Genomic DNA, 13,413 nt, shown 5'->3' with positions numbered 1-13,413 from the left:
GGCGTTGTTTATTGCGTTTGGCTTTTCGCGTTTGTGTTTCGCTGATCGATTTAACGGGTGAATTTAGCTGTAAGTGATGTACTGACGCCGCTGCCCGCTGTCCAGGTGTGGCACATGATTGAAACTGTGCAGACTGAGGCCGCTGCGGCCGGCAAAAAAATGGCTGACTGCGGTATTCTTGATCTGCATATTCAACTGAATCACACCGTGGGCCGGCGCTCCCAGAATCTGCCGCACCATCATCGCAATGGCGCCGCCGGAACTGACCACCAGGGTTCTGCCGCGACTGGCGCCAGCGGCGATGATTCCCAGTACTTCCTCAATACGCTGTTCAAACTCCTGCCAGGTTTCCGCCGCGTGTATTTCGCCGACGGACCAGGCGTGCATGGCCTGCTTCAGCACACGGTAGTAATCCGCGCGCGCCGCCCCTGGCCCCGGCATCACCCCGGGATTGCTCGCCTCATAGGCCTGCATCACCCGCTTGAAATCAAACTCGTTCAATTGCGGCAGTTCCTGCAACCGGTCGGTATCAGCACCGAGTCCGTCACAGATGCCCTGTGCGGTTTCCCGGTGTCTGCGCAGGTCGCCGCACACGATGTGGTCGAACTGCTCACCGGCTTCCGCCCAGTGCTCGCCAAGCCAGCGGGCCTGCTGCCATCCAAGCTCGGAAAGCTGGTCGTAATTGTCACTACCGAACGACGCCTGGCCGTGGCGTACGGCAAAAATTTCGGGCACGGGTACTCCTCGATTGCGTGGCAGAGTAATGGATGGAAACCGGCTTTCGAATTACGTCCCGGGTTATTCACTCTCCCGGTGCGATGAGACATAAAGCTAGCGATTCCGCGTGGATCATCAAAGTTTATTATGTAAATATTCCATCATTCACATTAGTGATGATTGCCCGGTAACCGAGGGGAAAGGAAATAGCGAAACATGCAGTTGCAACAGATCGATATGAATCTCTTCCCGGTACTGGATGCCATCTACGCCACCCGCAACCTCACCCGCGCGGCGGAGCGCCTGCATATCACCCAGCCCGCCGTCAGCAATGCGCTGGCGCGCCTGCGTCGGGCGCTGAATGACCAGTTGTTCATTCGCACCCCCAGCGGCATGAGCCCCACTCCGCTGACGGAAAACATCATGCCCCGGGTGCAGCAGGCGCTGGCACTGCTGGGCAGCAGCGTGACCGAGCAGCATCAGTTTGAGCCGACAAATGCGCAGAAAACCCTGCGCCTGTCCATGAACGACATGGCGGAAACCCTGGTGTTACCGCAGCTGCTGGAGCATTTGCAGCAGGTCGCGCCCGGGATCAGTGTGGAGTCCTACTACGTGCCGCGGGACAGTCTGGTCAAGGAGCTGGCCGCCAACAGCCTGGACTTTGCCCTGGATATTCCCCTGGTCTCCGCCACACAACTGCATCAGCAGCGTTTGGTGGCGGACCGCTACCAGTGCATGTTGCGACCCGACCACCCACTGGCCGAGCAGTCCAGCCTGACCCTGGAGCAATATCTGGAGCTGGAACACATACATGTCTCCAGTCGCCGCAGCGGCCCGGGCATTGCGGATATGGCCCTCAACAAGCAGGGACGGCGGCGCAAGATCAAACTGCGGGTACAGCACTACCGGGTAGCACCGCTGGTCGTACTGAGGACCGACCTGGCCCTCACGGTTCCGATCAGTCTTGCCCGCCAGTACCCGGCCCGCTGCTTCGAGTTACCGTTTCAGATACCGCAGATGGACTGGCACCTGCTGTGGCACCGCAGCCAGGACGACGATGCCGCCCACCGCTGGCTGCGGGAGCAGATCATCTCGCTATTTGGAAGCTAGGACACGGTGCCGGGTCATTCCGGGGGAGAGACAGGAAGGTCAGAGGATTCGGTCGGATTGGTCAGTGTCAGTGGTTTCCGGCACTTGCTATCCTTCGGGCCTGATATGCAACTTTTTGCATAACCACAAATGCTTGTGTAGTCACAGATGCGTTTCATTATCACGTTGCACGACAGCCCACGCTGACGAACGACCAGAAAGAGAATGACCGATATGTCACAGCCGTACCCTCACCTGCTCGCCCCGCTGGATCTGGGGTTCACCACCCTCAAGAACCGGGTTTTGATGGGTTCCATGCACACCAACCTGGAAGAGCACCCCGGTGGCTTTGACCGACTGGCGGCGTTCTATGCCGAGCGCGCCCGCGGTGGTGTTGGCCTGATCGTCACCGGCGGTATCGCCCCCAACGAAGAGGGCGGTGTATTCCAGGGTTCGTCAAAGATGACCACCGCGGAAGAAGCACTGGAACACCGCGCCATTACCGATGCGGTACACGCAGAGGGCGGCAAGATCTGCATGCAGATTCTGCACGCCGGTCGCTACGCCTATAACCCCGCGCTGGTTGCCCCCTCCGCCATTCAGGCGCCGATCAACCCCTTCACGCCGAAGGAACTGAGCGACGAGGAAGTCGAGCAGCAGATCGAAGACTATGTGCGCTGCGCCACCCTGGCCCGCGAAGCCGGCTACGACGGTGTCGAGGTCATGGGCTCCGAGGGTTACTTCATCAACGAATTTATCGTCGAGCGCACCAACAAGCGCACCGACCGCTGGGGCGGCAGTTTTGAAAACCGCATCCGCTTCCCGCTGGAAATCGTGCGTCGTATCCGCGAAGCCGTGGGCAGCGACTTCATCATCATCTATCGCCTCTCCATGCTCGACCTGGTGGAAGGCGGCAGCGATTTCGATGAGGTGATCGCCCTCGGCCAGGCCATCGAAAAAGCCGGTGCCACCATCATCAATACCGGTATCGGCTGGCACGAAGCCCGCGTACCCACCATCGCCACCAGTGTGCCCCGCGCCGCCTTCAGTGAAATCACTGCCAAGGTGAAACAGCACCTGAGCGTGCCCGTCGTCACCAGTAACCGCATCAACATGCCACAGGTGGGCGAAGACGTACTCGCCAGCGGCCAGGCAGATATGGTTTCCATGGCGCGTCCGTTTCTCGCCGATGCCGAGTTCGTCAACAAGGCGGCGGAAAACCGCGCGGATGAAATCAATACCTGTATCGGCTGTAACCAGGCCTGTCTCGACCACACCTTTGAGCTGAAACTCACCTCCTGCCTGGTGAACCCGCGCGCCTGTCACGAAACCGAGCTGAACTACCTCCCGGTTACCAATGTGAAAAAAGTAGCCGTGGTGGGCGCTGGCCCTGCCGGCCTCGCCGCTGCCACCGTCGCCGCCGAGCGCGGCCACGAGGTCACCCTGTTCGAGGCCAGCAACAAGGTGGGCGGCCAGTTCAATATTGCCAAGCAGATCCCCGGCAAGGCGGAATTTGAAGAGACCCTGCGCTACTTCAAACGCAAGCTGGAACTGACCGGCGTAGAGCTGCGCCTCAACACCATTGCCGACGCCGAAACCCTGGCGGACTTCGAAGAAGTCATCATCGCCACCGGTATTTCTCCGCGCAAACCGCCGATTGAAGGTATCGACCACGACAAGGTACTCACCTACCTCGACGTGTTGCGCGACAAGAAACCCGTGGGTAAATCCGTTGCCGTGATCGGCGCCGGTGGTATCGGCTTCGACGTGGCCGAATACCTGACCCACAGCGAAGACCACGCCAGCGACCTGGTCGCCTTCAGCAAGCAGGAGTTCTTCGACGAGTGGGGCGTGGATATCGCCCTCGAAAACCGCGCCGGCCTCAAGCCCCAGGAACCGGTCAGCAGCCCGCGCCAGATCTTCCTGCTGCAGCGCAAAACTTCCAAAGTGGGCGCCGGCCTCGGCAAAACCACTGGCTGGATTCACCGCAGCAGCCTGAAGCATCGCAAGGTACTGAGCCTGGCGGGCGTCACCTATGAAAAGATCGACGACCAGGGCCTGCATATCCGCCTCGGCGATGAACAAAAGCTGCTGGAAGTGGATAACGTTGTGGTCTGCGCCGGCCAGGAACCCCTGCGCCAGCTGCACGACGAACTGCAGCAGCGCGGCGTCAGCAGCCACCTGATCGGCGGCGCCTTCGAAGCGGCGGAGCTGGACGCCAAGCGCGCGATCGACCAGGGCTCACGCCTGGCGGCTTCTCTGTAAACAGCACGATCACTGCCATTAACCCGGCAAGTTTATTGCCGGGTTAATGGCAGGCTCCGCGGGTCGCGGGTGCCTCGGAGATTGACGCGCCCGCCCTTTCCCTTCTCAACGATTCCCACCCGCCCTTTTTTACTCAACGCCCTTCATTTTCCCCACAGCCTTCCCTCAATAGATTTCCCGCATAAGCCCTACATCCGACCGGCAGCTTCGCGCCGCAGACCTATACTTGCTGCATCGTCAAACCTCGACAGGGAAAGTTTGTCCGCCGGGTGCACGACAAGTCACCCAACCAGCAAGGGCCACAATGCCCCCAGCCATCTTCTGGCATTGACGACTTCCCGCCGCCACTCCCGATAACGCCGCAGGAAAGCCAGCAAAGCATGCCCACATCCAGCTCGTCGAAGTCCGCCGCCGCGCCGTCCTTTTCCAGCCTGCTGTCCCGTGCCCGTCCCCACGTCGAACGGGAACTGGAAAAACTGCTTCCCCCCTACACGCTGTTTTTCTCCATCAGTGATGGCAAACAAAGGGCCAGGGTGTGCCACGCCCGCGGTGGCGACTTTGCCAGCCTGTGGCAATCCCTTGCCAGTAGCGTACGCAAGCAACTGAAAAACGCACAAATGCCGGCACGCTGGCTGCGGATCGACTGGGTGACCCACAGCCAGATATTGACCTGGCGCGCTCTACAGCAGCGCTTTGAACACACCAAGCGGGGCTATTTCCGCTACGGCCTTGCCCTGGACGAAGACTGGAGCCTCGCCTTCCTTGAGCAGGAGCTCAATGGCAACGCCATGCTGTACGGCGGCAACAAGATTCCGCACGTAGTGCTGAACCCGCATAAATTCCGCGCCTATGCCGATCGGCGCTTTGGCAAGAATGCGAACCTGGATTTCAGTGATCAGGCACTGGTGACCCAACTAAGCACCGAGGGGATTTATCTTGATCACCAGACGCCGCCACAGAAACTTTACGGCCCCGGGCGCAACGCGGGCCGCCGCATTATTGAAGAACTGGACGAAGCCACCAGCAGGCACCTGATCAATACCAGCAGCCGCTACCTGGCCAGTCAGGTCCTCAAGAACGGTCGCTTCGAATATGGCTGGCACTGTTGTTTTGACCGACCGATCGGCACCTACAACACGCTGCGCCACGCCAGCTCGATTTACGCGATGACCGAAGCCTGGGAAGTCACCCAAGACCCGGAACTCAAACAATCGATCGATCGCGCCCTCGCCCATCTCACCAAAAAGCTGATCCAACCGGCCCGGCTGCCTTCCGGGGAACAGGCCGCCTTTCTGGTCGAAGCCAATAACGAAATCAAACTGGGCGGCAATGCGGTATGCCTGTTGGCGCTGGTGAAATATTCCGAACTGACCGGCACCACGGCGTATCACACTCAGCTGGATCAACTGGCCGCGGGCATCCAGTTTATGCAGGACACGGAAACCGGAAAGTTCGCTCACGTACTGCGTTACCCGGAGCTATCGGTCAAAGACGAATTCCGTGTTATCTACTACGACGGCGAAGCCACCTTCGGTCTAATGCGCCTGTACGGCCTAACCAAAAACGAACGCTGGCTGAACATGGTTGAGAAAGCGTTCGAGTATTTTATTGCCAACAACCACTGGCAGGCCCACGACCACTGGCTTAGCTACTGCGTCAATGAACTGACCCTGTACCGGCCGCAAGCACGTTACTATGAGTTCGGTATTCAAAACGTAAATGGCTACCTGGATTTTGTGCTGGAGCGCATCACCACCTTTCCCACCCTGCTGGAATTGATGATGGCGGCAGAGCGCATGGTCACCCGTTTGCGTGAGCAGCCCGAATATTCACACCTGCTCGCACAACTCGACCTCCCCAAGTTTTATCGCGCCCTGCACACCCGCGCTATGTACCTGCTGAACGGCTATTACTGGCCCGAGTACGCCATGTACTTCGAAAACCCCGGAAAAATTATCGGCAGCTTTTACATCCGCCACCACGCCTTTCGCGTGCGCATCGATGATGTCGAACATTACCTCTCCGGATTCGTGGCCTTTCGCAAATACCTACTACGAGGTGGGCTGCCAGAGACGTTTTCCACCGCACTCACCGATTATCCAATGGCGGTAAAGAAGAGAAATCGGCGGGCAACCTTCGCCTGGGGCGGCGACGTCAATCTCGGCAGACGCCAGCACTACCGCATGGAAGAACTGGGCGAGGAACAGGTACTGGGACGACTACCCGCCTTGAGCAGCGCGGATCTCAGTGTGGTCAATCTGGAATGCGTCGTCGCCACCACCGGCGAACAGGGAATCGACAAAGGGGAAAGCGCGCCCTACTACTATCGCGCACGCCCAGAGATGCTGAAGCTGCTCTGCCGCGCTGGTATCGATGCGGTCACCACGGCCAACAACCACAGTGGCGACTACGGGTGTCAGGCGCTGTTGGAACAAGGTTTCTGGCTGAACGCCATTGGTATTGGCCACACCGGATCCGGAGTCAATCTGGAAGCAGCGCTCAAACCGATTATTCGCGCTGCCGGCGACCTGAACATCGCCATTTTTTCGCTGGATGCCACCCAAAAACACTTTGCCGCAGGGGCACGCCAGCCCGGTATCGCCCACCTGCCAATACGCTCACCGCAAGAATGGGAAGCGCTACTGAGACCGCGTATCGCCATCGCTCGGCAACGGGCACATGCGGTACTGGTAGCGGTTCACTGGGGAGACCACAGGCAACAGGCACCGGATCAACAGCAAATAGACGCCGGGCACAGCATCATCGACGCCGGTGCCGATGCAGTGCTCGGTACGGGCACCCATGACCTCCGGGGTATAGAGATCTACCGCCACAAGCCGATCATTCACGATGCCGGAGACCTGTTATTTGACGCGGTACGCAATGACCTGAAAGACAGCGGTATATTCCGGCTTGAACTCGGCCAAAACGGTGTGGAAGGCGTGCGCTATTTTCCTGTCGGTGTGGGGTTCGGCTTCAGCCGCCAGCTCACCGGAGACGACGCACACAGAGCAACCGAGCGCTACCGTCAAAGGTGCCTGCAACTGCGCAGTGACCTCCAGTTGCAGGAAGATGGCAGTGGCTACCTGCCATTAACCCCGCCACGCTTCAGCTATTTCCCCATTGATCCGGCACCCAAAACAATTCTCAAGCCGGAGCTGTTAAACCAGTTCAAGCGCCCTCCAAATCCCGACTGGATCGCCGTTGAAGTTCCGGTAGATGCGCAAATAGAACCGCAAGAATTTGGTCCGCTGCACTTGTTAGGTATTCGCTATTCACCAGATTTGATAGAACAGCGCCAGCTCTTCTTTGTGGAGACGTTCTGGACGCTGAGGGAAGAAGTAACTGGAAACTTGCGGCTGGATATCCGCGCCGTGCCGATACAGCAAACCACGATGCCGGAATGGGGGAAAAGCATGGACCACGAGCCCTGCGACTGGCAAGTGCCAACCAGCCGCTGGCAACCGGGCGTAATCTATCGCGATTATTACGCACTTCGCCCACCACTCTTCGATCAGCTGCGTAATATCGATTTGCAGTTGGAAATCGGGATCATCGGGCCTGAAACCACCATCAGACCCGAACGTATTCCCGGTGCGCTGATTCGGGTAAAAATCCCAAGTCTTATGACGACGGACCTCGCCTCACCGCCTTAATAGACAGAAACATTTCCACACCATTTTCGACAGAAAATCTTTCCAGGCCCCAATATCTAACGGCACACCTCATCGTCACTGTCAGCCGCACTCTCCCATATCCTGAGACAATTCAACGATAAAATTACCGTCTTTATCCAGGTACCGGTAGGCCATAACAACACCCAGCTCACGGAAGGCTCCCAACGCAGTATTGGCACACAGAGGATCAATAACTGCCGCCTTCAGCGCAACCTCAAACTCGGCCACGTTGAACTGGTCGACGGTGTAGTTCACCATGGTGTTGTTATAGATGATGATATTTTTTACCGTAGAAACAGAATCGAGCCTTGTATCTTCGTCGATCAACTGCGGAGCGCCTTTATTAATATGCAGTGCGGTCTGGGTCAACTGAATCGACAGGTTTCTTTGCTCATCTGTAGTCAACCCGTGAGAAAGCATGGGCAGAACCACCAAAGATACCGCGGATAAAAATCGAATCATATTCATTATTTTTCCTTATTAAAACTCAACATCGAGTATGCCACTAAACTTTAACAGCACGCTTATACCTAGTAATACTCTGCTCGGGCCAATAATTGCTTCTTTGATAGTACTCATCCATAACTGGCACGGAGTCGTTTAGCTCCACCCACTTCTGCTTTGTAGAAGTGAAAATATGTATATCTGGTGGACATGCATCAGGGTTGTTAAGTGTACCTACACGAATGAAGCATACCGCTTCATTTGCTGCGCCATAATTGCTCCAGAGAGCAGTTTTACACGAAGGGCAACGGCTAATTTTTTGCCCTATGCCGCTATTGCTCGGAACATCAGTTTTTTCAGGAGAACCCTGGATCAACCGAACCTCATCAGCCTCTATAAGCGCATTCACTGCAAACGCTGAGCCGGTTTCCCTTTGACACCAGGTGCAATGACAACAGTGTACGAACATGGGGATTGCAGTCAGTTCATACTCAATTTCTCCGCAAGTACACCTACCCGTATTTCTATTGTGCTTATTCATTTATAAGGTTTACCTTTTTGTGGGTAACTTGGAGCCCTGTTGCTTGTACTTGTCATGTGCTGACGATGCCTCATTTTGGAAAGGTATCGAATTCTGGTATTACTTCAAGCTCAGAGTCCCAAGGTGCTTTGCTTGATGTGAAGATATGCGCAGCTGGCCGGATGGTCAATTTGCTATCAAGGCTCCCAGCCGGAACTACCAAAAGTGCTCCTCCCATCTGAATATTGGGAAGAGCTGAGCCACAGAGTTTGCAAAAGCTTTTACTGTGGCGAGTACCGGGAAGAGTAAATTTGCTTATTGCAGTTTCGCCATCCTGCCAGATTAGCTCTGCAGATTGAGAGAATAGATTTGCAGCGTGCGCTGAGCCAGTATCCTTTTGGCAATGTTCACAATGGCAGAGGTAGAAACTATCAAAATCGCCAGTAATTTTGAATTTAACCGAACCACAAAGACATGAACCGTAGTTTTCGCTCATACGTTTATCTTCTGTGTGTTTCTAGGGTTGCAAATAACGCTTCAAGCAGGGGCGCAGCTTTGCTGCGTCCCTTGGCTTGACTTGTTATGTGCATTGACAATGTTTTGAATTTGATCAAATAAGGGCACAAACGCCTTAAATGAGTCAGGGCCTAGTGATCTTACCTTGTCAGAAAAATCTCTCTTTTTCCCTTTGAATACAACAATCTCTCCGCCACCCTGTATTATTTCTATTGAAAAATATTGGGACAAAGACGGATCTCCATAAAAAAGTAACTCTATAGATAAATTTGATTTGTCTTTAAATGTTTCAATACCACTTTTTATAACTTGCTTTTCGATCTTTTCTTGAGTCGGAACAGGTAACAATATTGCATAAGCATTCAACTCTGCATGACATTTGCGCAGACATTTCCGAGGATCTGTCTCAACTATTTTTGATAACTGACTCAACCCATTCCACGAGTTAAAACCTTCTGCATCAAAATCAAAAAGAGCAATCAGAGGCCTCTCATTGTAATTTACAAATATCCCATCTTGACCATCGTGACCACGCCGAAATAAATTTGCTAAAAATGACGCATCAAAGCAATCTTGAACAAAGAAAGGCATATCAATTTCAGGGTATAACTTTGCCCAAGCTACCTCGATCATGATTTTATCTGTAATACCCTCTGTAAAAAGTATGGGCAAATCCGTCTTAGATAAATTGTAATTTACACTTAATGTAGGCTCTATATCATTTAGGGTGGCAAATCCTTCGGTAAGAATTGACAAGGCCTCTTTTTTTGAGCGCTTTTCGATTCGGTTCTCACCAGACTTATTCATAACAAATATTGATTCTTCTGGTGATAGAGCAATTGTTGAAGGCGAATGCGAAACCAGCAACACTTTAATGCCATTCTCCAGAAATATGTTTTGAATCACGCCAAGCATGTTCTTCATCATTGAAGGGTGAAGTGATGCATCTACTTCATCAAGCAGCAGAATGTCTGGAAAATGATTATCGGAGGTCGACTTATATATTGATGCAACTAACGCCATTAAAACTCTTTCACCGGAAGAAAGGTTCGCAAAATCTAGCTGCAGTCCAGGAGTTCTTGTATGCTCAAGTTTAAGTTGATACTGTGAAAAGTAATCTGATCCTTCAGGTGAACTTACCCTATATTCAAGCGTGTCAAACTCTTCCATTATTTCGTTTATGACGTCCCACGGCTTTCTGCCGTGCTTTTCAATAAATTCCTTTTCACTTAATACGGGGTAATTCTTACCATTTTCACTATTTTCATAATGATAAAACCTATTCTGTTGGTATTTGACGTAGTAGTCCCATATAACCTTCCCTAGTTGCATCGGCAAAAAGTCGTTTTTGAACATATAAGGCTTATAGATAGAATTGAAATCTTCTTCTTTAATTTCATCGGCACTATATGGAAGCTTTTTAACAACGGACAAAATTCCTTGTGCTTGCGCATTCCCTTTCATTTGATTGCTGCCAAAAAGCCCCCTAATAGAATCTCGATAATTTTTAAGGGTAGTTACTCCCAGCTCCCACAATCCCTTGTTTTCATTTTTGCATTCCTCTTTAAGCAGAGGGTATGCATTTTGATCTATTTGTTTTTTCCAGTTTGGAGTGTGAGGCTTAACCTTTTGCTGATAAAAGGTCCACGCTGCGGTTGTTTCCTGCTTAATTTGTTGTGCGTTAAATGCCGCCTCGTTTTCGAGCTTAAAGTTCTCATAGTTGAAGTGAACAACAGTTGCATTTTCAAGGCCTTGAATAACGCACTTCTTTTGTTCGATGGCACTCAATAAATGACTTTTTCCAGAACCATTAACACCTGTAATAACAGTAAAATCAGATAGCTCAATTGGGTTAAACTGCGTAATAGAAACATGAGGTTGTTTAAAAACAAGTTCCATTTTATAAATCTCTAAATTGCTAAATGCACATAACGCCTTGCTCAGCGGCGGCTTACTTTATGCGGCTTTTGCGCGAAACTGGGAGCGAAGCGACCGCGCAAAAGGTGCATAAAGTAAGACGTCGGTTGCAGCAACTTGTTAGGCTCATAGGGCTTGCACCAAACTAGTTAAGTGCTCAATGAGCTGATAATTATACTCGCCGTCAACATGAATAACTCCAGAGAGCGCCGCCATATCTTCCTGAGTCCAATAACAAATTCTATAGGTGAGCTGAATTCCACCGAGAACCTCCCGCTCCAGCCTTATGTATGAATCAGTGGTTAGATCTATTTCGACCTTGTTGATCGTGAAATCTTTGAATCCATCCAAATTAGCCAGCAAATTCTCTCCACAAAGATGGAGAGCACTATTCATTCCCTGGAAGCATGCCAAATCGGTATAGGTATCCATATGTACCTTTACCGTAACACCTGAATATGGATCATCAGGATCGTTCTTTGAAATAGTTAAACTGTGGTGTTGATCACCGATTCTCATATCTTGGGAGCCTAACGCCGCCAACACAGGCGGCCGAAACGCAGTGTAGGCCGTCCAGTGCAATGCGCCTTTTTGCATTGCACGATTGTGCTTGGCCTTGTTAAGTGTTGTATGTGTAAAAGTGCCACGTACTTTTACCTGTATTCAATGAGTCGTAAAGTTTCTGTGCCTGCTCGTTATCTGTTGCCGTTACCCACTGTAAACGAGCCGCACCATTTTTTTCCGCAAAGCTGCGACAGTATTCAATAAGCTGACGACCGATACCTTTACCACGACAATTTGGCAAGGTGTATAGGTCATTTAGAACAGCTACTTTTGCAGTAATTGATGTTGTGAACGAAAAATAAACTGTCGCAAACCCAACAACAATGCCTGCCTCTCTATAAATGAACTGACAACCAGAAGGGCACGATTCACCAAACTGTGAAAAGAACTTTGAATTTCGATCATCGGATATTTCGGTAACGTTATAAAACTCCTGGTATGCCCGAATAAGAGGGAGTACTTCTGACAAGTTCTTTTGTGATACTACTTCAATCATTTGAGTTTTGAATCCTTGTGACACTTAACGCCCAAAGCAGCGGCGCGCGTTAGCGCGTCCAGCCCGCAGGGCGATGCTGCCTTTGTTTGTTAAGTGTTGGTCGTAATGCAGAAAAGTAAATTTGCATTATGCACCTCCGGATTTTCTAGCCACTCTGTATTAGCCTGCATGATAGTGCTTTTTACAAGCGCAATTGCCGATGTTTTTGGCATAGCAGAGAGGTCAACTGTACCCTGATATTTTTGAGAGTGACCAAGCGTACCATTTTCATACTTTAGCCAGCCCTCCCATCCGATAACTTGAGTATCACTTTGTTCGAAAAGGTAAAGCAGTTCCATGGCATCGGCATATCCGACTACAAGCTCATCATCTGATTCCGATCGCTCTTTTATATCTTCGAAGCTATACATAGTTGTGACACTTAACGCCGTGCGCAGCGGCGGCTTACTTTGTGTAGTTTTTGCGCGAAAATAGGAGCGTAGCGACTGCGCAAAAAGTGCGCAAAGTAAGACGTCGGGCTGCCGCACCTTGTTAGGCATTTCACCGCTGGAGGTAGACTCCACCCTTTATATATACGGGCTCAACTAAGGTATGCTGCTTACCTTCACACCAAGCTTTGGTAGTAATTTCTACCATTAACTCAGCATCACTAGCTTTCAGCCACTTGCTAGGAAAGCTGATTATTTTTGAATAATCAGCTCTCTTTCTGACACCAATTTTTCCTAAATTCGCGCTTTCGACTTTGCTTATATCGAACTTATTGTTTCCCGAGATCACAAAGCACTTACTTTCAATGCTAGATAATGGGATACAAGTAGCTTCAGCTACCCCATTTTCACTCAACAAAGATTTAGCTGACTCTGCCTGTGCGGCTAAGGCGAAAACTGTAATTATTGAGAAAATTACTGCTTTACTCATTTCGATGCCTAACGCCCGCTGTAGTGGCACACTCAATTTGGCCACCTGACTTTGAGTGATATTATCACGCTCAACGAGTTCAGGCTCGAGGCAGCCCAATTTTTCGTGGCCCAGAACGACACGGTGAAACAGGCTTGCGAAGCCATGGGCGTCAGCAAATCCACGATGGAGTCGTAGATACGGAAGCTGCGGGCAGAGCGAGGCGGTAATACGCCGGAGGGGCTAACTATTACTCCAGATCAGATTCGCATCCAAGAGCTAGAGCGGAAGCTTAAGCGAGTCGAAGAGGA

The 13,413-nt window shown here is 51.9% G+C and carries 12 protein-coding genes; 3 read left to right on the top strand and 9 right to left on the bottom strand.

The annotated features are described in order from the left end of the window. Positions 1–63 precede the first annotated feature (63 nt). Positions 64–735, bottom strand: a complete 672-nt coding sequence (locus PVT68_RS17470; protein ID WP_280320351.1) for a histidine phosphatase family protein — start codon at positions 733–735, stop codon at positions 64–66. A 198-nt stretch (positions 736–933) separates the two neighbouring features. Between PVT68_RS17470 and PVT68_RS17465 the strand changes: the two genes are divergently transcribed. The 3 genes from PVT68_RS17465 to PVT68_RS17455 all read left to right on the top strand — a co-directional run bounded on the left by PVT68_RS17465 (position 934) and on the right by PVT68_RS17455 (position 7,727). After that, positions 934–1,827 (top strand): LysR family transcriptional regulator, encoded by an 894-nt coding sequence (locus PVT68_RS17465; protein WP_280320349.1) that lies wholly within the window; start codon positions 934–936, stop codon positions 1,825–1,827. 213 nt (positions 1,828–2,040) lie between these two features. After that, positions 2,041–4,071, top strand: a complete 2,031-nt coding sequence (locus tag PVT68_RS17460; RefSeq protein WP_280320348.1) for an NADPH-dependent 2,4-dienoyl-CoA reductase — start codon at positions 2,041–2,043, stop codon at positions 4,069–4,071. Between the two features lie 380 nt (positions 4,072–4,451). Further along, positions 4,452–7,727, top strand: coding sequence for a CapA family protein (locus tag PVT68_RS17455; RefSeq protein ID WP_280320346.1), 3,276 nt, complete (start codon positions 4,452–4,454; stop codon positions 7,725–7,727). A gap of 81 nt (positions 7,728–7,808) precedes the next feature. Here the strand turns inward: PVT68_RS17455 and PVT68_RS17450 are convergent, their stop codons facing one another. From PVT68_RS17450 to PVT68_RS17420, 8 genes are all read right to left on the bottom strand, one after another. Then, the gene (locus PVT68_RS17450) at positions 7,809–8,216 is read right to left on the bottom strand and encodes a hypothetical protein (RefSeq protein WP_280320344.1); all 408 of its coding nucleotides are present in this window, start codon (positions 8,214–8,216) and stop codon (positions 7,809–7,811) included. A gap of 37 nt (positions 8,217–8,253) precedes the next feature. After that, positions 8,254–8,733 carry a GFA family protein gene (locus tag PVT68_RS18440; RefSeq protein WP_456085773.1) on the bottom strand — a complete coding sequence of 160 codons (480 nt, stop codon included), beginning with the start codon at positions 8,731–8,733 and terminating at the stop codon, positions 8,254–8,256. 70 nt (positions 8,734–8,803) lie between these two features. After that, the gene (locus PVT68_RS17445; RefSeq protein WP_280320342.1) at positions 8,804–9,208 is read right to left on the bottom strand and encodes a GFA family protein; all 405 of its coding nucleotides are present in this window, start codon (positions 9,206–9,208) and stop codon (positions 8,804–8,806) included. 41 nt (positions 9,209–9,249) lie between these two features. Continuing rightward, positions 9,250–11,127, bottom strand: coding sequence for an AAA family ATPase (locus PVT68_RS17440; protein WP_280320341.1), 1,878 nt, complete (start codon positions 11,125–11,127; stop codon positions 9,250–9,252). Positions 11,128–11,271: 144 nt separating this feature from the next. Further along, positions 11,272–11,742, bottom strand: a complete 471-nt coding sequence (locus PVT68_RS17435) for a hypothetical protein (RefSeq protein WP_280320339.1) — start codon at positions 11,740–11,742, stop codon at positions 11,272–11,274. A 22-nt stretch (positions 11,743–11,764) separates the two neighbouring features. After that, positions 11,765–12,205: a GNAT family N-acetyltransferase gene (locus PVT68_RS17430; protein WP_280320337.1), complete on the bottom strand. Its 441-nt coding sequence runs from the start codon at positions 12,203–12,205 to the stop codon at positions 11,765–11,767. Positions 12,206–12,294: 89 nt separating this feature from the next. After that, positions 12,295–12,615, bottom strand: a complete 321-nt coding sequence (locus tag PVT68_RS17425) for a hypothetical protein (RefSeq protein WP_280320336.1) — start codon at positions 12,613–12,615, stop codon at positions 12,295–12,297. Between the two features lie 130 nt (positions 12,616–12,745). Beyond that, complete coding sequence (locus PVT68_RS17420; protein WP_280320334.1) at positions 12,746–13,123, bottom strand: hypothetical protein; 378 nt, start codon at positions 13,121–13,123, stop codon at positions 12,746–12,748. Positions 13,124–13,413: the final 290 nt, after the last annotated feature.

This window comes from Microbulbifer bruguierae, assembly GCF_029869925.1.
Lineage (GTDB): Bacteria > Pseudomonadota > Gammaproteobacteria > Pseudomonadales > Cellvibrionaceae > Microbulbifer > Microbulbifer bruguierae.
Note: the sequence above shows the minus strand (reverse complement) of the source record. Positions and strands in the feature narration are given on the sequence as shown.

Excerpts from the sequence above, each read along its gene's own strand:
- PVT68_RS17465 (WP_280320349.1), top strand. The coding sequence starts at position 934 with ATGCAGTTGCAACAGATCGATATGAATCTCTTCCCGGTACTGGATGCC.
- PVT68_RS17460 (WP_280320348.1), top strand. The coding sequence starts at position 2,041 with ATGTCACAGCCGTACCCTCACCTGCTCGCCCCGCTGGATCTGGGGTTC.
- PVT68_RS17455 (WP_280320346.1), top strand. The coding sequence starts at position 4,452 with ATGCCCACATCCAGCTCGTCGAAGTCCGCCGCCGCGCCGTCCTTTTCC.
- PVT68_RS17450 (WP_280320344.1), bottom strand. The coding sequence starts at position 8,216 with ATGAATATGATTCGATTTTTATCCGCGGTATCTTTGGTGGTTCTGCCC.
- PVT68_RS18440 (WP_456085773.1), bottom strand. The coding sequence starts at position 8,733 with ATGAATAAGCACAATAGAAATACGGGTAGGTGTACTTGCGGAGAAATT.
- PVT68_RS17445 (WP_280320342.1), bottom strand. The coding sequence starts at position 9,208 with ATGAGCGAAAACTACGGTTCATGTCTTTGTGGTTCGGTTAAATTCAAA.
- PVT68_RS17440 (WP_280320341.1), bottom strand. The coding sequence starts at position 11,127 with ATGGAACTTGTTTTTAAACAACCTCATGTTTCTATTACGCAGTTTAAC.
- PVT68_RS17435 (WP_280320339.1), bottom strand. The coding sequence starts at position 11,742 with ATGCAAAAAGGCGCATTGCACTGGACGGCCTACACTGCGTTTCGGCCG.
- PVT68_RS17430 (WP_280320337.1), bottom strand. The coding sequence starts at position 12,205 with ATGATTGAAGTAGTATCACAAAAGAACTTGTCAGAAGTACTCCCTCTT.
- PVT68_RS17425 (WP_280320336.1), bottom strand. The coding sequence starts at position 12,615 with ATGTATAGCTTCGAAGATATAAAAGAGCGATCGGAATCAGATGATGAG.
- PVT68_RS17420 (WP_280320334.1), bottom strand. The coding sequence starts at position 13,123 with ATGAGTAAAGCAGTAATTTTCTCAATAATTACAGTTTTCGCCTTAGCC.